This window comes from Bacillus sp. PK3_68 (assembly GCF_003600835.1).
Classification (GTDB): Bacteria; Bacillota; Bacilli; order Bacillales; family Domibacillaceae; genus Pseudobacillus.
Genome location: NZ_NQYC01000001.1, coordinates 3,247,504 through 3,269,463 on the forward strand (window position 1 = coordinate 3,247,504; position 21,960 = coordinate 3,269,463).

Genomic DNA, 21,960 nt, shown 5'->3' on the forward strand with positions numbered 1-21,960 from the left:
GCAGTTTTTTATTTTCTTTAGAGAAAACTATGATACAATAGAAAAGTTGCAAATAGTTACCTAGGTAATTAAAGGAGAAGAGATATGGAATTGCATCTTTTGTTTCACTCTGTTCACCAGTTGTCAAGGCAGATCATGAAGCGCAACAATACCGTATTACAAAAGTACGGTCTTTACAGTGCACAATGGTCCGTATTGTATGTGTTAAAGCAAAAAGGCAGACTCACACAAAAAGAGCTCAGTGAATATTTGGCTGTTGAAGCCCCTCCAATGACTCGGACGATTCAGCGTCTCGTCAAGCAAGGGTATGTACGGCAGGTGCCGGGTGCAGATAAACGGGTTAAATTCATTGAACTGACGGAGCTTGCCGAAAGAGAGTATCCTGTTTGGGAACAAGCGGTATTAGAGATGAATCAGCAAACAATTAAAGGATTTGGTAAAGAACATCAACAGCAATTGCAGAAGCTTATGACAGAATGGCTGTCTGCATTGGAAAGTCATCAAGGAGAGGAAGAACAGAAATGAATAAGGAGCCTTTATGGACGAAGGATTTCATTAGTGTATCAGCGAGCAATTTCTTTTTGTTCGTTGCTTTTTATTTTCTATTAGTTACTATGCCAATATATGCCATTCAGGAATTAGGAGGAAGTGCAGCACAGGCTGGACTGCTCACCACCTGCTTCTTAATCTCGGCTATTGTGGTCCGCCCCTTTGCCGGCCAGTGGATTGAGCGGTTAGGGAAAAAAACCATATTGATCAGTTCACAAGTGATTTTTTTGGGAGCATCGGTGTTATACTTTTTCCCTGACACGCTGGGAACGATGTTGGCTATTCGATTTATTCACGGAATTGGGTTCGGAATGGCAACCACAGCTACAGGAGCGATGGTTGCTGAAATTATTCCCGGCTCGCGCCGCGGGGAGGGGATGGGTTACTACGTCATGTCTACGAACCTGGCGATGGTTATCGGCCCTTTCCTAGGATTAACAGTGATGCGGCAATGGGGCAGCTTTACGATGTTTGTTATGTGTATCGTCATCTCAGGCCTTGCTCTTGTGACCAGCCTGTTAATCAATGTGAAAGAAAGCAGACACGAGATTCGAGTGATGTCTATTTTTCAAGTGAAGTTTAATCCTAAAGATTTGTTTGAGTTTTCAGCGCTGCCGATCGCAGTAGTTGGCGCCTTTTTCTCGATCGCTTATTCATCAATCTTATCTTTCGTTTCGGTTTATGCAGAAGAGATCCAAGTAGGAGAAGTGGCCAGCTATTTCTTTATCGTCTATGCGGTCGTTTTATTGCTGTCCCGTCCGTTTACCGGCAGATGGTTTGATCAATATGGAGCGAATGTAATTGTCTATCCGGCCATTTTCCTTTTTTCAGCCGGCCTGCTTCTGCTTAGCCAAACATCAACAGCCCTTGTTTTCCTTATAGCAGCCGGGATGATCGGCATCGGCTGGGGCACCTTGTTCCCGAGCTTTCAAACCATAGCCATTCAAGAAGCAGCTCCTCAGAAGAAAGCGCTGGCGACAGCTACATTTCTGTCTGTATTCGATTTCGGCATTGGCCTTGGTTCTTTTATTATCGGCTGGGCAGTCACAGGAATGAGTTTTAGAATGCTTTATGTTTACTGTGCGGTCTATGTATTAGTAGGTTTATTCGTTTATTTGTTGATGCATGGACGTCAAGAAAAGCAGCGTCAAATGATTTGATGCTGTCCATCGCTTGGACTATACTGGTAAAAACACAGTCGTAAGATTGGGCCAGCAGGAGAGGGGAGAGGGCCTTGAAACGTGTATTGTTTTATTTAAAACCGTATAAAAATTACATGGCTTTTGCTTGGCTGTTAATGCTTATAGAGCTGGCAGTTGAACTAACCCATCCGCTATTTATGGCCAAGATCATTGATGAAGGCATCATAAAGCATGATATGAGAGCTGTTTATATATGGGGAGCTCTCATGCTGGGCACGTCTTTGCTTGCCTTTGCTTCCGGGATTATTAACTCGTTTGTAGCCGCTCACGTCGGCCAAAACTTCGGCTTTGATTTGCGTGAGAAAATGATGGAAAAAGTCCAGTCATTTTCTTTCGCCAACTACAGCCGGTTTGCGGCCTCTTCTTTAATTACACGAATGACCAATGATGTGACTCAGCTGCAAAATGCCGTTTTTATGAGCTTGCGGATTATGTTGCGTGCTCCTTTGATGGTCATATTCGGCACGGTAATGGCTTTGCTTATTCATGCCAAGCTGACAATGATTCTGCTGATAACGATCCCGCTTATGCTCGTTTTTCTAATAAATATGATGAAGAGAAGTGCCTCTCTCTTTCAATCAGTTCAGCAGCGGCTTGATGGTGTAAATAATGTCATGCAGGAGAACTTGATAGGCATTCGTATTATTAAAGCTTTTCTCAGATGGAGATATGAAGTCAGCCGTTTTCGGCAGGCGAGCGAAAAGCTGATGACACAGACGACCCGTGTTCTGCGTACGGTAGAAACGACGACTCCTGTTCTGCTTCTTGTCATGAATAGCAGCTTGATTGCTATTTTGTGGTTCGGCCTTGCTGAATTCACAAGCGGTTCAGCAACAGCAGGACAGATTGTTGCTGTAATTAACTATGCTACGCGGATTATTTCTTCTTTATCTATGTTTACATTTATCTTAATGGCTTTTTCAAGAGCACGGGCTTCGAGTCAGCGAATTGGCGAGCTCCTTGAACAGCCGGAGGAAGAAGGGGACCAGCGTTTAAAAGGAAATGACTTTCAACCTTTAGGCGGTAAAATTGAATTTCAACATGTCACTTTTTCTTTTCCAGGGGTTAGGGAGCCTGTTCTCGATGGGCTTACTTTTTCGGTTGAACCTGGAAAAACAGCAGCCGTTTTAGGGGCAACCGGATCCGGGAAATCAACGCTTTTTTATTTAATTCCCCGCTTATACGAACCGGATTCAGGTGAAATTTTAATTGATGGTCAGAACATCAGCTCTATTCAGCCGGCGGCCCTTCGTGAACAAATTGGCTTTGTGCCGCAGGAATCCCATTTGTTTACGGGGACTATCAGAGAGAATATCTCTTGGGGAAAAGAAGATGCTTCTATGGAAGAAATAGTGGAAGCGGCTCGGCGAGCTCAAATTGAGGAAACCATTGAACGGTTGCCGAATAAATATGAAACGATGATCGGACAGAAGGGTGTTAATTTATCAGGCGGTCAAAAGCAGCGGCTGTCTATTGCCCGCGCACTTATCCGCAAGCCGCTCATATTGCTGTTGGATGATAGCACAAGCGCTCTTGATGTAAAAACAGAAGCACGGCTCTTATCTGCTCTCCAGGAAGAGAATTGCACAACCATAATTATTACACAAAAAATTAGCACAGCACTGCAGGCAGACCAGATTATTTTGCTGGAAGACGGCCGCATTACCGCATCTGGCAGTCACGAAGATCTTATAGCTGGAAGCGAACTATATCGACGCATTTTAGCTTCCCAATACGGAAAGGAAGGGATGCCGTATGTCAAGGCCAGCCGTTAAGCCTGCTCATCCTCATAGCCGTCACGGTCATCCCGGATCAAAGCCGCAAGTGAAGGAACTTGTGCCAACGTTGAAAAGGCTGGCTGGATACTTGGCAAGAAGGAAAGGACTTCTCTTTCTTGTTGTTCTCATGGTGGCCGCTAGTTCTGCGTTGGGTCTGCTCGGACCGTATCTTGTTGGAATAGCAATTGATGATTTCATCATTACGAAAGATGAAAAAGGTCTCGTTCTTCTGCTTGCCCTGCTTGGGGTTGTCTATATTTTTTATTCTTTAGCTACTTTTTTACAAAGCTACTGGATGGTCGGTGTCGCCCAGAAGACGGTATTTGAAATGAGAACCGAGTTATTTACTCACCTTCAACAACTGCCGTTATCCTTCTTTGACAAACGCCAGCACGGAGAGCTGATGAGCAGGGTAACGAATGATATTGAAAATATCAGCAGCACGCTGAACAGTTCCGTAATTCAAGTTGCTTCCAGTGTATTGACGCTGACAGGAGCGGTAATCGTTATGCTTTATTTAAGCCCGATGCTGACAGCGATAACTCTGTTGATTGTTCCGCTTCTATACATTGGCATGAAATGGATCACAAGCCGGACACGGCGGTTTTTCAAGGAACAGCAGCGCCATTTAGGTGAGTTAAACGGGTTTATTGAAGAGGCTGTGTCAAGCAAACATATTGTCAAGATGTTTTCCCAAGAGGAAAAGATTGCGCTCGCTTTTAATGAAAGAAATGCAAAGTTGAAGGAAACTGGCTTTTGGGCGCAGACATATTCGGGCTTTATTCCGAAGTTGATGAACATGCTGAATAATATTAGCTTCGCATTAATTGCCGGAGCAGGGGGATTATTAGCACTGCATGGCTATGTGACTGTTGGGGTCATTGTCGTGTTTGCCGAGTATTCGCGGCAGTTTACGCGTCCTCTGAATGATCTTGCAAATCAATTTAACACCTTGCTTTCAGCACTTGCCGGAGCAGAGCGAGTCTTTGATATTTTAGATACAGAAAAGGAAGAAGAGCAAGCTGATGAGTTTCCATTACACCATGTTCGCGGAGATATTGAGTTTCGGAAAGTATCCTTTTCTTATGAGAAGGGAAATGAAACGATTAAAGAGGTCAGTTTTAAAGCGGACAAAGGAGACATGGTAGCACTTGTCGGACCGACAGGATCAGGGAAGTCAACGATCATTAATCTTCTCGCCCGCTTTTATGATCCGGACAACGGAGCGATCTTCATAGATGGCTATAATACGTCCACTATCCCGCGTCAAGAACTGAGAAAGCATATGGGCTTTGTGCTCCAGGATTCCTTTTTATTTGAAGGGACGATTAAAGAGAATATTCGCTATGGCCGTTTAGACGCAACAGATGAAGAAGTAGTGAAAGCAGCCAAGTCTGCCAATGCCCATTCCTTCATTATGAAGCTGCCGGACGGCTATGAAACAAAACTACAGTCTGAAGGCTCAGGGATTAGCCAGGGACAGAGGCAACTGCTCGCTATTGCGAGAGCCCTCTTAGCAGATCCTGCTATTTTAATTTTAGATGAAGCAACGAGCAGCATTGATACCATTACTGAAATGCATATTCAAGAAGCACTCAATCGTCTGATGGAAGGAAGGACGACCGTTGTGATTGCCCATCGGTTGAACACGATCCGCCGGGCCGACCAAATTCTTGTGCTTAATCAAGGACGGATTGTTGAACGAGGCAATCATGAAGAACTTATAGAGACGGAAGGGCATTACGCCAGTCTCGCCACGGCTTCGCAGTTATAAAAGTCTGCCTTTCACCGTTATAAATGGGTGAAAGGCAGGCTTTGTTTTATGATGAGCAGAGGGAATGTAATCTTTCATTCGAGCTCTTTTTTTAAGAAAAGATTTTATCTTATCATAAAGGGAAACAAACTTCTTGTGATTGGCTTTTTTGCGAATTCTGAGGAAACTGTGATAGAATAGCTTTCGATTCTTAAGAAAAAACAAAAAGGGTGGATAATCGTGGCAAAAATTCAAGCCCCTGTTCAAAAAAATCAAATGATAGAAGTACAATTCGAAGATTTAACTCATGATGGAAATGCGGTAGCAAAAGTAGAAGGTTATCCGCTGTTTGTAGCGGGTGCGCTGCCAGGAGAAACAGGCCGCATTCAAGTGACGAAAATAAATAAAGGCTATGGCTTCGGCCGGCTGGTTGAACTTTTTGAAAGAAGCCCACACCGTATAGATGTGCCAGCTGCTGACATGCACAAATATGGAGGAACCCAGCTGCAGCACATTAGCTATGAAGGACAGCTGCAATTTAAAGAAAAGCAAGTCCGGGAAGTACTTACCCGGATTGGAAAACTTGAGGATGTGAACGTGCATCCTGTTTTAGGCATGGAAGAGCCATGGTATTACCGTAACAAGGCGCAGGTACCCGTGGGAGAGAGGAACGGTAAATTGATTGCTGGTTTCTTCAAGCCGCGCAGCCATGAAATTGTTGATACGAATGAGAGCATCATCCAGCTTCCGAAAGTAAATGAAGCGATCCAGGCGGTAAAGGAAATTTGCAGTGAGTTAGACATTAAAGCATATGATGAAGTGGCTCACAAAGGGGTGCTTCGCCACATTATGGCCCGCTATGGAAAGCAAACAGGGGAACTAATGATCGTCCTTATTACCCGGACAGCTGAGCTTCCCCATAAAGATAAAATTGTAGAAGAGATGATCACGAGGCTGCCTCATGTGAAATCAATTGTTCATAATGTTAATTCAAAACGGACAAACGTTATTATGGGAGAGACGACAAAGGTGCTCTGGGGAAGCGAAGTGATCTATGACTATATCGGCGACGTCAAGTTCGCGATTTCAGCTAGATCCTTTTACCAGGTGAATCCGGTACAAACGAAAGTGCTGTATGACAAAGCGCTTGAATATGCGGATCTCACCGGAAATGAAACAGTCATTGACGCCTATTGCGGCATCGGCACGATCTCCCTATTTCTTGCCCAAAAAGCCAAAAGAGTTTTTGGGGTTGAAGTGGTGCCAGAAGCCATTGAAGATGCAAAAAGAAATGCCCGGCTGAATGGAATTGAAAATGCTGAATTTGCCGTTGGCAAAGCAGAAGAGGTGATCACAGAATGGTATAAGCAGGGCAACAGAGCAGATGTCCTCGTTGTCGACCCGCCCCGAAAAGGCTGTGATGGAGCCCTTTTAGAAACCATTATTGATATGAAGCCGGGAAAAGTCGTCTATGTTTCCTGTAATCCGGCTACTTTAGCACGTGACCTGCGCATACTGGAAGACGGTGGCTACAGAACACTTGATGTACAGCCAGTTGATATGTTTCCACAAACGACACATTGTGAAGCGGTCGCGTGTTTGGAATTGGTATAATAGAAAAGCAGTTGATATAGAAAAAATCTATACCACCTGCTTTTTTGCATATAACAATATCATTCGGGGTTGATTTTAGTAAAATAACCATTGCCGATTTTTATAAATGATAAATATCCAACATACTTGCGTTTGATAATAAGTTATTAAGCATGATATAAGTGAAAAAGAAGCAGGACATTTGATTTTATATTTTTTGACCGAGAATTTGAAGTGGTATTCATAGTGAGAGGATTTGAGTTTGAAATGATAGATAATTTTTGGCGTGATTTACCACGGCCATTTTTTGTACTTGCACCAATGGAAGATGTGACAGATGTTGTTTTTCGTCACGTAGTAAGTGAAGCCGGTCGACCGGATGTATTCTTCACAGAGTTTACAAACTCGGATAGCTATTGTCATCCAGATGGTATGAAAAGTGTGCGTGGCCGTTTGATTTTTACAGAAGATGAACAGCCAATGGTAGCACATATTTGGGGGGATAATCCCGAATATTTCCGTCAAATGAGTATTGGCATGGCAGAGTTAGGGTTTAAAGGTATCGATATTAATATGGGCTGCCCTGTACCGAATGTGGCATCAAGAGGGAAAGGCAGTGGCCTTATTTTGCGTCCAGACGTTGCGGCAGAACTTATTCAAGCAGCAAAAGCGGGCGGATTGCCTGTCAGTGTGAAAACACGGCTTGGCTATGAGGATGTAAATGAGTGGGAAGAGTGGCTAACGCATATTTTAAAACAGGATATTGCGAACCTTTCTATTCACTTACGCACAAGAAAGGAAATGAGCCAAGTAGCTGCGCATTGGGAGCTAATTCCGGAAATCAAAAAATTACGTGACCGGATCGCCCCAAATACGCTGCTGACAATCAATGGAGACATTCCTGACCGTCAAACTGGGCTGCAGCTTGCTGAACAATATGGTATTGATGGTGTGATGATCGGGCGAGGTATTTTTAAAAATCCTTTTGCTTTTGAAAAAGAGCCAAAAGAGCATAGCAGTAAAGAGTATCTTGATCTTTTAAGATTGCAGCTTGATCTTCAAGATCAATATGCGGAAGTACTGCCACGTTCCATCACAGGGCTTCATCGCTTTTTCAAAATTTATGTCAAAGGATTCCGTGGAGCTGGTGAATTAAGAAACCAATTAATGAACACAAAATCAACAGATGAAGTGCGGGCATTGCTTGATAACTTTGAAAAAGAATATTGATGGGGCGGGGACAGTGAAACGTGTTTTAAAAGATGCAGTCCATGAAGGAGCTGTATCTAATGAAGAGAAGAGAGCGGGAGAAGATTATAGTGTATTTTAATCTTCTCCCTTCTCTATCTTGTTTGCAAGTTTTGGAAGTGCCCGTTTTAATGCTTTTCCCTTTCAATATAAATTCTTGAAGCGTTCCGCAGCGCCTTTCAAAATGTGAATTATCCGGAGGAGCGTCTTTTATGAGGATTGAATCGAAAAAATTTTTTATTAATGATTTGTTTTACACAATTAGATCCGCAGTGGAAACAGATGCGAAAGCCTTGTCTGAAATAAGATTACAAATAGATGGGGAGACCGAGAATTTAGATAGAGAACAGGGAGAAGATTTTATAGATGAATCCGGCTTCAAAAAGATAATTGCAGACGATACAGAAGGTAGTAACAACCTCTTTCTAATAGCTGAAGTTGATCATCAAATTGTAGGGTTTGTAAGAGCGGTTGGAAACAAATTGAGAAGAACATCCCATAGAGTGGAATTTGGTATTGCTGTTTTAAAAGATTATTGGGGATACGCCATTGGACGAAATCTTTTAAAAGAATTAATTCAATGGGGAGACTCGAATAGAATAAGAAAAATAAGCTTACATGTTCTTGAAACGAATGACAAAGCAGTAAAACTCTATGAAAGTCTTGGCTTTACAATAGAAGGCATTTTCAAAGATGACAAATTATTAGCTGATGGAAACTACTATAATACCATTGTGATGGGAAGAATTAAGAAGAAATAAAAGAAAAAAGCACGGCTGCCCATTCTGGATTAATGAGCGTCTTAAGGAATATAGGGAGAAATCGCATAACAACCGCTCTTTTGTCTTTTAAACAACCAGCCGCTTTGAAGGGGCCATTCAACATATGTGGGGGCTAGGCGCATCTCGATAGCATTCGGTATGGGGGAGCAGCTGCTTTTTTACTTGCAGCAAGCTGGATGAAAACTTTTTGGTCGGATTTTAAAATTTTTCCATATATTTAGTGGATTATAACCATCATATAATAGTGATATTTTAATCTATAAATAATAGTGATATACTGTAAATAGGATGCAATTGATACAGAAAAGGTGTGTGATCAGGTCACGCCTTGGCTTGCTTGTGATGCCTAAGAAGGAGCGGCTACATCTTTTCTGCAAATCTTAGGGTATAAGGATGGTAAAAATGAGCAGCAGAGAAAATAAAACAGACGTCATCTTAATTGGCGCCGGAATCATGAGTGCGACTTTAGGAACACTCCTAAAAGAATTAGCACCGGACTGGAATATTACAGTGTTTGAAAAGCTTGCGGATGCTGGAGAGGAAAGCTCTAACGAGTGGAACAATGCAGGAACAGGGCATGCAGCACTATGCGAGCTTAATTACACAGTTGAAAAACCAGACGGGTCTGTAGATATTAGCAAAGCGATAAATATTAACGAACAGTTTCAAGTTTCAATGCAATTTTGGTCCTACCTTGTAAATAGTAAGCTGATCAATAATCCACAGGACTTTATCATGCCATTACCTCACGTTAGTATGGTGCAGGGTGAGCAAAATGTAGCGTTCTTGAAGAAACGTTTTGAAGAAATGTCAAAAAATCCTCTCTTCAAAGGGATGGAGTTTTCTGATGATCCAGAAAAACTGAAAGAATGGATTCCGCTTATTATGCAGGACCGTCCAGCAGACGAAGCCATCGCGGCAACAAAAATTGACACGGGGACAGATGTCAATTTTGGCGCCTTAACACGCATGCTATTTGATCATTTAAAAACTCAAAATGTCGATATCAATTATAAACATAGTGTTGAAGGTGTTAAACGCACAAAAGATGGTTTGTGGGAAGTAAAAGTACATGATATGGATGGCTGTAAAATGGAATACCATACTGCCGATTTTGTCTTCCTTGGAGCTGGAGGAGGAAGCTTGGAGTTACTGCAAAAATCAGGCATTCCTGAAGGGAAACATATTGGTGGATTTCCGATTAGCGGATTATTCATGGTATGTAATAATCAAGAAGTGGTGGAACAACATCATGCAAAAGTATACGGAAAAGCCAAAGTTGGGGCTCCGCCAATGTCTGTTCCGCATCTTGATACACGATATATCGATAATAAAAAATCATTGCTGTTTGGTCCGTTCGCTGGCTTCTCGCCTAAGTTTCTAAAGAATGGCTCAAACATGGATCTGATTTCCTCTGTAAAACCGCACAATATTACAACGTTATTGGCGGCAGGAGTGAAAGAGATGGCGTTGACAAAGTATCTGATCCAGCAACTTATGTTGTCAAAAGAACAGCGGATGAAAGAGTTGCGTGAGTTTATTCCGAATGCGAAGAGCGAGGAATGGGATATTGTTGTTGCCGGCCAGCGCGTGCAAGTTATTAAAGATACAGAGGCAGGCGGCAAAGGAACGCTTCAGTTTGGTACGGAAGTGGTAAGTGCAGCTGATGGTTCGATCGCAGCATTGTTAGGTGCTTCCCCAGGAGCTTCTACTGCCGTTCAGGTTATGCTTGCGGTCATTCAAAAGTGCTTCCCGCAACATATGAAAGAATGGGAACAGAAGATCAAAGAAATGATTCCTTCTTACGGCATGTCACTCATGAAAAATCCAGAGCTTTTGCATGAAGTTCACACTTCAACAGCGCAAGCACTTGGTTTAAGCGACAGTAAAGCACTAGAGGCAGCCGGCGAAAGTGTGTCTGTATCCTAATAAGCAGGTCGAATAAAGGGCTGTGACCGAAAGATCAAGCATATAATATAATGATAGTATACGAGTTTTACGACTCTATGGAAAAGGACTTCTCACTTTTGGTGGGGAGTCTTTTTCCTATGTAAGAGAGAAAAGATGCGGTCAAAAGCGGCATTTCCTGACTTCTTAAGAAGATCACTTCAGTCATATCATCTTTAAAACTGGGCAAACAGTAAAAAATTTAAAGTGCAATCAAATATTTGACATAAGTGAGTGAAATCTTTAGGCTTTGTTAGCATAAAAAGAAGAAAACCCCCTTAGTGAAGGCCAGCTAAGAGGATTTTCTTCATTATTTATTATTTTCTAGCAATTTTCTTTAGACGTCCTGCAATTGGAACAACAATAAGACCAGCGATGACAACCTGCATTACATTTCCCGGAATAGAGCCGAATGGCTGTACCCAGTTAGCATAAAGGATAACTTCAGCAAAATAGTAGCCTACAATTTTTATCAATAAGGCAGCGACAATTGCCAGGGTATTGACAACCGCTCTTTTGCCGGGCATCTTTTCAGAGATAAGACCAGCTACAAATCCCATTGCACCTACGATAACGAATGTAAACGGCGCCCATATGGTCCAGCCGGAGAAAAGATCAAATAATGCCATTCCGAAGGCACCTGCTACAGCTCCTGTTTTTCGGCCGTAAACGAGGGCTGCTATAAAAAGAGGCACGTTCCCCAAATGAATGAGGCCTCCGTTGCCCATGATTGGGAGCCTTATGTTAATAAACATAGTGGCTACAAGGGTAAGCGTAATAAACAGCGCATTAATGACGATGGTTCTTGTTTTAGTTTTGGCTGCGCTGGCCGGTGAGAATGTCGAATCCATATGATGACCTCTTTCTTTTTTAAATATTATCATACTCCTAATCGACTACTTAATAAATACCTAATACTATTTTTCTAGTAATAACCATATTAAAAAAGTGCATGGCCATTCAATTAGCTGTAAGGTGAGAATATTTAGCGTCACCATGATTGCTTCTCCTGTATGTAAAATAAGAAGGGCTTTGAAAAGAATAATTAGGCAAAGTGCGTCTTTCCCATTATAAAAAAGCAGGTATCCGAAAAAGGATGACCTGCTTTTATGGGGCTTGCCATTATAGGACTTTAATTGCCAGGCAGCATTCTGCCACCAAAAAAGGGAACACATCCATTTCTGTGTTCTAAACATAAAGGAAAGAGAACTTCATTCTTATTTAATACTTTTCATCGACCTTTAATTCCATAATGGTAGAAACATCAGTAAAGCCAAATTGTTCGTACATAGCTTTTGCCGGGTTACCGGCGTAGACATTAAGCTGGATGGTTTTTGCTCCGTGGAGCTGCAGTTGTTTGATAGCTTCTTTCAATAATTCTCTTCCGATACCCGCTTTTCTGTATCTAGGAAAAACATATAATTGGAGAAGGTGCCCCATGTCATGACCCGTCATGACATTTCTATCTACTCCTAGCAAAAGCCAGCCCTTTAGCCGATGTTTGTCTTCCTCGATTAAATAGTAAGCACCATTTTGAATATAGGGCATAAACATCTGGTAAGCAACGTGGGGACTGTTGGCTATGTGCCCCATGGAACTCTCCTGCAATACATTCCCAGTAAGATGAAGAATATAGTGGGTTTCTAGCTGGTTGGCTTTTCTTATAGTCATCATAGCACCTCAGTAAAAAGAATGATGGGTGAATAATATATAGATGAACCGAGCAGCAAATGACTTAAACTGTAAGCACGGTCATTATCGATATCTAGAAACTTAATAAGTAGGATACTTTGACTATCCCCGTGTCATTTATTATCTAATGATTAGTGAGTTCTCTCTTGATTATAGAAACGAATGGAGGACTTTATCATGCTGTACAAATAAAACCTTCTTCCATAATATATGTATTGAAGCGAGTCTTTTAGTGTGCTAGTATAAATATCGACATCATATTACCTTTAATACGGTCCTGAGAGGCTGAAAAGGGCGAATGAATATTGGATATTTTATTTAACTATGCCTATTTATGCCCTTTTGTCCTCTCAGACGAAAGGGTATTTATTTTGTCTAAAATTATCAATACCTCTTTTAAACAAAGTCCTGTGAGGCTTGAAAAGAGAATGGAAATTTATACATCCATTCCCTCAAAAGACAAAAGAGATATGTTTCATCATGAAAAACATGAGAGGGTGTTACAAAATGGATTACCGTAAAAAAACAGTGGTAGCATCAGTAGCTGGTTTAACTTTAGAAGGCATGGATATCATGTTTATTTCTTTTGCGATGTCTATGATTATTGCCGAGTTTCATATTGATTTGGCAACGGGCGGGCTGATCTCTTCCATCACCAATATCGGCATGCTCTTAGGCGGCATGATTTTCGGCGTGTTAGCGGATAAGTTTGGCCGGGTGAAGGTGTTTACTTATACTGTTCTATTATTTGCTGTCGGCACAGCTTTAACAGGGTTGGCAACAAATATGGAACAAGTCTACCTATTTAGATTTATTGCAGGATTAGGTGCTGGCGGAGAATATGGGATTGGTATGGCGCTAGTTGCAGAGGCCTGGCCAAAGGATAAACAAGGGAGAGCTTCTTCTTATGTCAGTGTAGGCGCTCAATACGGTGTAATTCTGGCAGCGCTTTTGAGTGCGGTGATTCTCCCTGTGTTGGGATGGAGAGCCCTGTTCTTCGTTGGAGTGGTGCCTGTTATTTTTGCTGTGATTGTAAGAAGAAACTTGGCAGAATCCCCAGAATGGCTGGCTGCCCAAAAGGATAAAAAAGCAGGTAGTAAAGAGGCAAAAGGAAAGTTAATTCAGTTGTTTGAGTCTCCTCGGACAACGATGACAACTATCGCATTAAGCATTATGGCAACTGTTCAGATTGCTGGCTACAATGGGTTAATGATCTGGCTGCCGTCCATGCTGCAGCAGTCACAAGGGTTGTCTGTTTCAAGCTCGGCTCTTTGGACAATTAGCACAGCAGTTGGGATGATAGTCGGTATGTTGACCTTTGGACAGTTTATGGATCGGTTTGGATCAAAGCGTGCCTTTGGAATTTTCCTTCTTGCTTCTGCTTGCGCGGTGTTTTTATACTCCTATGCTACTGGGAGCGCAGGTGTATTAATAGGCGGTGCTATTGTCGGCTTCTTCTCAAATGGAATGTTTGCCGGATACGGGGCATTAATAAGCAGTTATTATCCGGTTCAAATTCGCAGTACAGCGACGAACACGATTTTTAATTTCGGCAGAGCGGTCGGAGGACTTTCACCTATTCTCGTTGGCTACATCTTACAAAGCTATGATATGACCGTGGCGATGATTTATCTGGCCGCTTTATACTGCATTTCCTTTATGGTTATGCTTACACTTAGAAAAAGGACATTTAGAAATACACTCACGGCTATACAGCCTATGGAGAAATACGAATTGTAAACTGAAAAAACGTGTTCATATAACCACCAGCTAAGAGGCGATGGCATCTTTGGCTGGTGGTTTTTTGTTGGCTCAATAAGGACCGCTTATTTGGTTACTCTCGAAAAAATCAGATTCCTTATTTATTGATTTATATTAAAAAGGATATTATTATCATAATTAATAATAAAGAGGTGAATAGAATGAGTAAATCAAATTTAAAAGTAATTTTGCACCCCGTCCGGATGAAAATTATTCAATCATTTGTCCGCAACAAAGAACAGACGGTTCAGCAGCTAGCAGAGCGGATTACAGATGTACCGATCCCTTCGTTGTATCGCCATATCAATACGCTCCTTGATGCTGGTTTTATTGAAGTAGTGCAAGAAAACCCGGTTCGCGGAACAATTGAAAAGGTGTTTGCGTTAAAACAACAGACGCCTAATGATTTTCTGAATTTATCGAAAGCAGAGCATTTGGATTTATTTACTACGTTCGTAGCCCAGTTAATTAGCATGTACGACCAGTATTTAAGCGGGGATAATGTCGATTTGCAAAAAGACGGCGTGAGCTACCGTGTGGCGGAGCTGCATGTTACCGACGAGGAGTTCAGAGAACTGGCTGTCAAAATTGGTACGTTAATTATGGAGGCTGTTCAGAATGAACCATCACCAGAACGGAAGGTAAAACAATTAGCAACCATCATTATTCCCGAGGGGGAGAAGTCATGATTGAAACAGAGGTTATTCTTGAAAAGGACATTTTTGCGACGCTCGCATGCCCGGAACAAGAAGGAGCATTCCCGTCTATTTTATTGATTGCTGGCTCTGGTCCGATTGACCGCAATGGAAACGGACCCAAAGGGAAGTATCAAACTTATTTGTATCAAGAATTAGCCCACTTTTTCACAGAACTCGGCTTTATCACGCTGCGCTACGACAAGCGTGGAACAGGAAAGCGGAGTGGAAGCTTGATAAACTCGGGCTTGTCTGATCTTTTGCATGATGCTAAAGCAGCCGTCACTTTTTTGCAGACACAGCCAAACGTGTCAGCTGTGATTGTGTGCGGTCACAGTGAAGGCACTATTTTGGCAACAGACATTGCTGCAGAGATGACCGTGGATGGCTGCATGCTTCTCTCTGGAGGTGTTGATAACTTAATGGAGGCACTTTATCATCAACGTCAGCAGGCCTATCGGGAACTGTTTGCCATGCCGGGATGGAAAGGCTGGTTGAACCGGAAACTGAAAGTAGATGAAAAAAATGAAAAAAAGACGGAAAAAATATTTCAAAAAATAAAGCAATCAAGCCGTGATACGATTCGAATTCAGGGGGTGCGGCAGCCGGCGAAATGGTTCCGTGAGCACGAGGCCTATAATACAAGAGCAGCTTTGCAGAAAGTGACCTGTCCCGTTTTTGCGTTGCATGGTGACAAGGATCCGCTTGTGGAAAGTTCTGTATTGGAGGAATTGGCCGGGCTTGTACAAGGAGAGAGCGAGTATCATATTGTTAAAGGCATGGAGCATGGCCTGCGAGAGCAAAAGGAGCCGAAGAACATTTTGCAAATGAAAAAGTTGATGAAAACAATTTTAGAGCGGCCGCTTCATAAAGCAGGATTACAGCTAATGGCTGCATGGTTGGAGAGATATGTTACAAGTGGCCATAAATCTGTCTGAGTTACTAGAGCTGTGTTGAAATGTAAAGCTTAAAAGATCAGAAAATGAATGGCAGGAAAGGAAGCAGATGCGGCCTTGAGATTTTCCGTTTCTTTACATGAGGATTCAGGCGTACTGCTCCCAATAGAAGATATTGATAAGTTATCAAGAAAAATAAATAACAGAAATAAGAATGAACAAGAGCCTTTACATGAAGAAGGCTCTTTAATGTTATGAGAGCTGATTCCCAAAGTTTCTAAACTGGCGATAAACATAGAAAGGTATATTAGCCCTGAGCTTTCAAGTGCAGAAATTCGTTAATCACTTGAACATAGTCATCCTTTGGATAGTCTTTATATAAAGTGCTTGATAATCGAATAGGATCGCCAAAAAAATATCTTTCATATTGGGTTTGTCTTGTACCAAACGAACTCATGGTAAGATCCCAGGCCAAACGAAATATTTTGATCCGGTCCTCCGCTGTTTTACTGGCTCCTTGCAGGTACTGGTCGAGATCGGCTCTAATAGCTGAATGAAAGGCTTTTTCTGTTGGCAAAGAAACCATCCCGCTGGCTCCGATTAACTGGATAATCTCACTAAAGCGAGGATAAATCTTAGGAAAAACATTACTAGCCACCTGAAGTGGAATAAAGCTAGGCCGCATAGAGCCCCATTCATCGAGCTTTGCATCATTCTCTGACTTCTCTAATAATGCCTTCATTGTCTCAAGACCGATAATGATCTCTGACAGCTTTTCTTGAATATGTTGATATTCACTAACATTAATTGTTTCAATAAGCAGCTCAGCCATGCCTAAAATAAATTCAGTTTTAACGATCTGTCTAGTGACTACTTGATGTATAGCAAAGGGAGAGAAAGAGCTGTGAGCAAAGAAGGTGTTGGCGGCTTCCATATTATCGTAAAAGAATACCCGATCCCAGGGAACCAATACGTCGTCAAAGACAAGGATAGAATCCATCTCTTCATAACGAGAACTGAGTGGATGATTAAAAAGAGATTCCCCTCCCACCAGGGTGTCACGGCAAATAAATTTCAATCCTTTTGTGTCAGAAGGGATGGAAAAAGCAAAGGCTTCATCACAGAAAAACCTGGGGCATTGAACACCAATACTTCATCAGTTAATCCTCCTTGAGTAGCCAAGAGACGAGCCCCTTTAATGACTAGGCCTTCTTTATTTCTATCAATCACTTTAGCGGAGATGGGCTCATCGGAGCATTCGATATAGACTTGGGAACGGTTGACCTGAGGTGTAATAAACGTATGTGTAAACGAAAGATCTTTTTCTCGTGCCAATTTATATAATGATTGAATATTCTCTGGAAAACAATTGGCTTTGCCTGTTAACAATTCTGAAGAAGAGGCAAAGCTCATCAAAACAGTGTTCAAGTAGTCAGGGCTTCTTCCCATCATACCTCCAGTGTGCCTTGCCCAACGTTCCGTCATTTTCCGCCGTTTCATTAAGTCTTCTTTTGTTTTAGGCTGCAGGTAGGACAGCCCGATCGATTCCTTGGTTTCTGGGGAAAGAAAAGTCATCTCTTCTTTTAAATGGGGATCACATTGTAAATCATAGAGGGAAGCTTTTGTCTGAAGAAGTCCTTTAAAGGCAGGGTGCTCAGAGATCTTTCCCTCGATTTTTTCACCGTCAAACCAAATTTCAGTATTCAGTTGATCCAAGCGGCTAATAAAGTCTTTTCCGTTAATAGCTCCCACGTCATCACTCCCTCAATTTATTGAGAATTCCCAAAATGCATTCAGCTATTGTTTCATTTTATTAGCTAACATGCTAGTCTGTTCCGTATTTTTTAAAAGTGAAAAGCTTTGTTTTAAATAGCCAGCAAATATGAATAGTTAGGGTGAATGTCCAAATTAGGCAGCCGGGAGGAAGGAATATAGTGAATAGACATTTAAGTTACAGGAGAGCATCAGCTTGCTGTTGGGGGGAGAATCAATCAATTGGTTTATTTATATAAGGGCTAACGTGTTTTTAGGATAAAAGCAAATCCGCCGTCGATAAAAATTCGACAGCGGATGGATAAAGAGCTATTGTGCAACGTGTCGTCAAGCTCTACGCTTCTACTAAGGAGTGATCATTAAAGTAAATAACTTCTGTAAGTATTTTATAACCTTGAATTCTTTTAAAAGCTTCTTTTGCTTCTTTTTGAGTATCAAATTCAAATACAGTTAAATTGCTTTTAGAATGAACAGTGATGATCCACATAGCAAGTTTCCTCCATACATAATAAAGTTCCTCCTGTAGACTCTGCATCGCTACATGAAGATTTGGCTTTTTCTCTTTTGTCTGATTAGCTGCGCAACGGAAAACTTCTTCTTTTTGCAAATTCTTTTGTGTCTTTCCCTATCAAGATGTGTCTTTCAATTAACTGGATTTTTATTTTATTTGTTTAAATTCCCTAATCAACCGTTAATTTTTTATAAGTTTAAACAAATTATATAGTGGGGTCAACACCTTTTTTGAAATAAAATTGAATATTCTTTTAACACTGAAAATGAAAGGCCTTTCAATAATGGAAGGAGATTTTTACTTGTTCAAGAGTGAAAAGCAAGGTGGATAAAAGAAGGAGAAAAACAAGAGAATAGGTAATGACCTGTTTATCCCAAATGCTTTTAAAGACTTATTAGAAATTCACTTTGATGACAGTTAAATACTGGCGGGAGGGCTATCAACAGAAAGGAAGTGGCTGCACTTCTTCAGTTAGTACTTCAGAGTCTATTGTGGTACCTATCAAGCAATTTAGTAAAATTCTATGTCTTTTCTATTCGCGTTTAAATTACATAAGATCATTGAATAAAATATAAGAATCAATTGGAAACGAGAGGGGGGAATAACTTAGAGGACTAAGAGGATAGACAGCTTACACACCTTTAAAAAAGATAATGAATGGATTCCGGTTGGCTCCTGCAATAATCACAGGAAGGGAAGAATAATCAATTACCGCTTTTGTGATATAATATTATGTCTAGAAAATAATATATACAGGAGGGTCCCATGTCACAGTTAGACACTACATCTCAACATCAACAATCAGAACAGCGGAAAACACTGTGGTTTGTGGTTGCGTTTATACTCATTGCAGCTGCTGGGTTACTTTATGTAAAATGGTGGCCTTATTATAATAAATCTATTTTATCCGCTCATACACATTCCATCGGCTCTTCTATTTTAGGGAATCTATCGGATGCCACGCCTTCGTGGAAGTCTGCTGTGGATTACGCAATTGTTTATTTTTCATCCGTATGGAAAGCGGCGGTTCTCGGCATCCTGCTAGGATCTTTGCTGCAAGTATTACTTCCGGCACAATGGCTTCTTAAATTTCTTGGAAAATCATCATTTGGCAGCACTGCCATTGCGGGAATGGCTGCTGTCCCAGGTATGATGTGCAGCTGCTGTGCAGCTCCGATCGCCGTTGGCCTTCGTAAAAAAAATGTTTCTGTTGGAGCAGCGCTTGCTTTCTGGATCGGCAATCCGATGATTAATCCAGCTACACTTATTTTCATGACATTTGTCTTATCATGGAAATTTACATTGTTGCGTCTTGTGTTCGGTTTAATTTTAACGTTTGGTGTTAGTTACTTGGCGAACCGATTTGTGAAAGATGTCGAGCCGGTTGATATAGAACAAATGATGGTAGAAGAGAAAGCAGAAGGAAGTTTTTTAGCAAGATGGCTGAAGAGCGCAGGAAGCATGCTTCTTTATGTGGTACCAGCATATATACTGTCCGTGCTGCTTTTAGGAGCCGGGCGTGTGTGGCTATTTCCGCAATTAAATGAAGGAGCAGCGGACAGCCTCATGGCTATCATTCTGTTTGCGGTTGCCGGAATGCTGTTTGTCATTCCAACGGCTGCCGAGATTCCAATCATTCAAACATTTCTCTCTGTCGGGATTGGCAGCGGTCCAGCGGCGGCCCTGTTGATTACATTGCCAGCTGTTAGTCTGCCGTCTCTATTAATGGTAGCTAAATCGTTTCCAAAAAAAGTATTGGTTTTTGTCATCATGTCAGTCGTTATCCTTGGCATAGCAGGCGGCATAGCAGGGAAATGGCTTTTATAAATTCAGGAGTAGACCACTGCTAACAACCTCGAAGAATAATAGATCAAGATTACTTAAACAGTCTTAGCTTCCAATTTGAATCAAATAAAGGATGGAAAAGAGAAAAAGCAGCCGATAATCATCGGCTGCTTTTTTGTTGTGTATTTTTCTTTGAATGTTCTCTTGATTTATGAATAACTTCAGTCCTTGTTTGCAAGATTTAATTAAAACATGCACTCATTACAACAAATCATTTTCAGCTTTATGCGTAAAGTTAGAGACTATGGGTGAATATATTGAGTCTTAATCCCTATAAAATATTAGATAAAAAGAACGAAATATATAGTGTATTTTGTAAAAAATAGCTATCGATCAAGTCTAATGAACTAAATAAAAATAATATATAAACCTAAAGAACTGATAAGCAATCGTTAATTGTTTTTAAGGGGCTGGGTTTGTAAAGGGAGAACGAGATGCAGCTTTTGAAAATATACATGATAAGTTTCTTAACGGTTATACTTGTATCCGTTTTTGGATGTTCCGCTGTAGAGGCAGAAGAAAGTAAAAGTTATGGAATAGCTGATAAGACAACGGAATTGCAGAATGAATTAATCCATTCTGCGGGCAAGGTAGTAGTATTGCCCGCAGGAAGTTCGTTTAAGGTTAGTGGCTTAACAATACCAGATAATACAACTGTTATTGGCTATGGTGCCAAAATCTATAACGATACAAAGCATAGGACTCTTTTAACAGTAGGCAATGGGGTAAAAATATACGGTTTGGAACTCCAGGGAGCAGGCAATAAAGCCGCTGATACGGCAGGGGTCGGCATAAAGATTAAAGGAGCCAAAGCAACAAGCTATGTTAGAAATGTTGTCATCGAGGATTGTTTTATTCATGATATTGGCTTTTACGGCATTGAAGCCCAATTTGCCGAGGGAGTATCTGTAAAAAACACAGTGATCGAGGATGTTGGCTATGCTGGTATCGGTGGATTATCTGTAAAGAATACGCATATCAACAAAAGTCATATTAAAAGAGTTTCTCCGGGAGTAAAGGGAAATGCTTATGGCGTGTTTTTTTCAAGGGCAGGTGCTAACAACAGTAATTTGCGGGACTATCCCCGAAGCATGAACAGCTCGGTAACTAACACTATTATCGAAGACATTCCTCTATGGGAGGCGCTAGATACTCATGGTGGAGAAAATATTACTTTTAACTACAATACCATCAAGAATACAAAAGTCGGCATAGCATTCGTTAATGCAAAAGGCAACGGGGGGAAAGAAGTGTTCGGCTCCCAGAAATGCACGGCAAAAGGCAATAAAATTGATGGGATTGGCAAGGGATATGGGATCGTTGTGGCAGGTGCAGCTTCTAATCATGCCAGGGATTGTACAATTGAGAACAACCAAATAAAAAATGCAGGACAGCAGGGAAACACGATTTCAGGTGCCATCCAAGCTTCCTATACACAGAATTTGATAATAAAAGGAAACTCTTTGATAAATTGCTATGCCAATGGTATCCATCTATATATTCGTAATAAACAATTTATGGTGACTAAGAACACGATACAGGATGTGCAAGACCGCTCATATGTAGCGACGTCTGCTATTGCTTTTCGTTCCAATTACAATGAAGGGACGATTTCAGAAAATATTCTTAGCAGGAAAAACAAGTCACTAAACAAGTATGTGGCGGCTCGGGGTATTAATATAAGTGTAAAAACAAACATGAAGCTATGGATTGGAAAGAATACAAATACTTGTGTAATTCCAATAGCCGGAGGGGACGGCAGACATGTGACGCTTGCTGCTCCTTTATAGAGCACTTTATATTTTAAGTGTGAAATAATAGGAGGAAATATAGAATTACAAAGAAAAGAAGTGTGTAGTTAAAGAACCCGAATTCTCAGTGATTAAAAAGAGAATTCGGTTTTTTTACTTTATGACGTATGGATTCTGCACCAGT

Annotated in this window: 17 protein-coding genes and 1 pseudogene; 14 read left to right on the plus strand and 4 right to left on the minus strand. The window is 41.3% G+C overall.

The window, feature by feature from the left end:
* Positions 1–84: 84 nt before the first annotated feature.
* The 8 genes from CJ483_RS16435 (at position 85) to mqo (ending at position 10,834) form a co-directional block, all read left to right on the plus strand.
* Complete coding sequence (locus tag CJ483_RS16435) at positions 85–525, plus strand: MarR family winged helix-turn-helix transcriptional regulator (RefSeq protein ID WP_120036208.1); 441 nt, start codon at positions 85–87, stop codon at positions 523–525.
* Complete coding sequence (locus CJ483_RS16440; RefSeq protein WP_120036209.1) at positions 522–1,709, plus strand: MFS transporter; 1,188 nt, start codon at positions 522–524, stop codon at positions 1,707–1,709. The genes CJ483_RS16435 and CJ483_RS16440 overlap by 4 nt, the downstream gene beginning before the upstream one ends.
* Positions 1,710–1,783: 74 nt before the next feature.
* Positions 1,784–3,526, plus strand: a complete 1,743-nt coding sequence (locus CJ483_RS16445; protein ID WP_120036210.1) for an ABC transporter ATP-binding protein — start codon at positions 1,784–1,786, stop codon at positions 3,524–3,526.
* The gene (locus CJ483_RS16450) at positions 3,507–5,303 is read left to right on the plus strand and encodes an ABC transporter ATP-binding protein (protein WP_120036211.1); all 1,797 of its coding nucleotides are present in this window, start codon (positions 3,507–3,509) and stop codon (positions 5,301–5,303) included. The genes CJ483_RS16445 and CJ483_RS16450 overlap by 20 nt, the downstream gene beginning before the upstream one ends.
* A 219-nt stretch (positions 5,304–5,522) precedes the next feature.
* Positions 5,523–6,896 carry a 23S rRNA (uracil(1939)-C(5))-methyltransferase RlmD gene (gene rlmD / locus CJ483_RS16455; RefSeq protein ID WP_259455691.1) on the plus strand — a complete coding sequence of 458 codons (1,374 nt, stop codon included), beginning with the start codon at positions 5,523–5,525 and terminating at the stop codon, positions 6,894–6,896.
* 246 nt (positions 6,897–7,142) lie between these two features.
* The gene (locus CJ483_RS16460; RefSeq protein WP_120038101.1) at positions 7,143–8,105 is read left to right on the plus strand and encodes a tRNA dihydrouridine synthase; all 963 of its coding nucleotides are present in this window, start codon (positions 7,143–7,145) and stop codon (positions 8,103–8,105) included.
* A gap of 230 nt (positions 8,106–8,335) precedes the next feature.
* On the plus strand, positions 8,336–8,884 hold the full coding sequence (locus tag CJ483_RS16465; protein WP_120036212.1) for a GNAT family N-acetyltransferase: 549 nt from the start codon (positions 8,336–8,338) through the stop codon (positions 8,882–8,884).
* Between the two features lie 423 nt (positions 8,885–9,307).
* Positions 9,308–10,834: a malate dehydrogenase (quinone) gene (gene mqo / locus CJ483_RS16470; RefSeq protein ID WP_120036213.1), complete on the plus strand. Its 1,527-nt coding sequence runs from the start codon at positions 9,308–9,310 to the stop codon at positions 10,832–10,834.
* Positions 10,835–11,169: 335 nt separating this feature from the next.
* Here mqo and CJ483_RS16475 read toward each other — a convergent pair whose 3' ends face one another.
* Together CJ483_RS16475 and CJ483_RS16480 are read right to left on the minus strand one after the other, a co-directional pair.
* Complete coding sequence (locus tag CJ483_RS16475; protein ID WP_120036214.1) at positions 11,170–11,703, minus strand: ECF transporter S component; 534 nt, start codon at positions 11,701–11,703, stop codon at positions 11,170–11,172.
* A gap of 370 nt (positions 11,704–12,073) precedes the next feature.
* Positions 12,074–12,523 (minus strand): GNAT family N-acetyltransferase, encoded by a 450-nt coding sequence (locus CJ483_RS16480; RefSeq protein WP_182917086.1) that lies wholly within the window; start codon positions 12,521–12,523, stop codon positions 12,074–12,076.
* A 528-nt stretch (positions 12,524–13,051) separates the two neighbouring features.
* Between CJ483_RS16480 and CJ483_RS16490 the strand changes: the two genes are divergently transcribed.
* The 4 genes from CJ483_RS16490 (at position 13,052) to CJ483_RS24615 (ending at position 16,154) form a co-directional block, all read left to right on the plus strand.
* A complete protein-coding gene (locus CJ483_RS16490) occupies positions 13,052–14,284 on the plus strand; it encodes an MFS transporter (RefSeq protein WP_120036217.1) in 1,233 nt (410 codons plus the stop codon).
* 182 nt (positions 14,285–14,466) lie between these two features.
* Positions 14,467–14,994 (plus strand): helix-turn-helix domain-containing protein, encoded by a 528-nt coding sequence (locus CJ483_RS16495; RefSeq protein ID WP_120038103.1) that lies wholly within the window; start codon positions 14,467–14,469, stop codon positions 14,992–14,994.
* Entirely contained in the window at positions 14,991–15,938 is a 948-nt protein-coding gene (locus CJ483_RS16500) for an alpha/beta hydrolase family protein (protein ID WP_120036218.1), read from the plus strand. The genes CJ483_RS16495 and CJ483_RS16500 overlap by 4 nt, the downstream gene beginning before the upstream one ends.
* Positions 15,939–15,986: 48 nt before the next feature.
* Positions 15,987–16,154, plus strand: a complete 168-nt coding sequence (locus tag CJ483_RS24615; RefSeq protein WP_182917087.1) for a hypothetical protein — start codon at positions 15,987–15,989, stop codon at positions 16,152–16,154.
* A gap of 49 nt (positions 16,155–16,203) precedes the next feature.
* On the opposite strand, the pseudogene hpaB reads toward CJ483_RS24615, so the two are convergent.
* Both hpaB and CJ483_RS16510 read right to left on the minus strand, forming a co-directional pair.
* A pseudogene (hpaB, locus tag CJ483_RS16505) lies at positions 16,204–17,648 on the minus strand (4-hydroxyphenylacetate 3-monooxygenase, oxygenase component).
* A gap of 355 nt (positions 17,649–18,003) precedes the next feature.
* Entirely contained in the window at positions 18,004–18,276 is a 273-nt protein-coding gene (locus tag CJ483_RS16510; RefSeq protein ID WP_120036219.1) for a hypothetical protein, read from the minus strand.
* Between the two features lie 669 nt (positions 18,277–18,945).
* Here CJ483_RS16510 and CJ483_RS16515 point away from each other — a divergent pair.
* Both CJ483_RS16515 and CJ483_RS16520 read left to right on the plus strand, forming a co-directional pair.
* Complete coding sequence (locus CJ483_RS16515; protein ID WP_120036220.1) at positions 18,946–20,007, plus strand: permease; 1,062 nt, start codon at positions 18,946–18,948, stop codon at positions 20,005–20,007.
* Between the two features lie 452 nt (positions 20,008–20,459).
* Positions 20,460–21,815, plus strand: a complete 1,356-nt coding sequence (locus CJ483_RS16520) for a right-handed parallel beta-helix repeat-containing protein (protein WP_120036221.1) — start codon at positions 20,460–20,462, stop codon at positions 21,813–21,815.
* Positions 21,816–21,960: the final 145 nt, after the last annotated feature.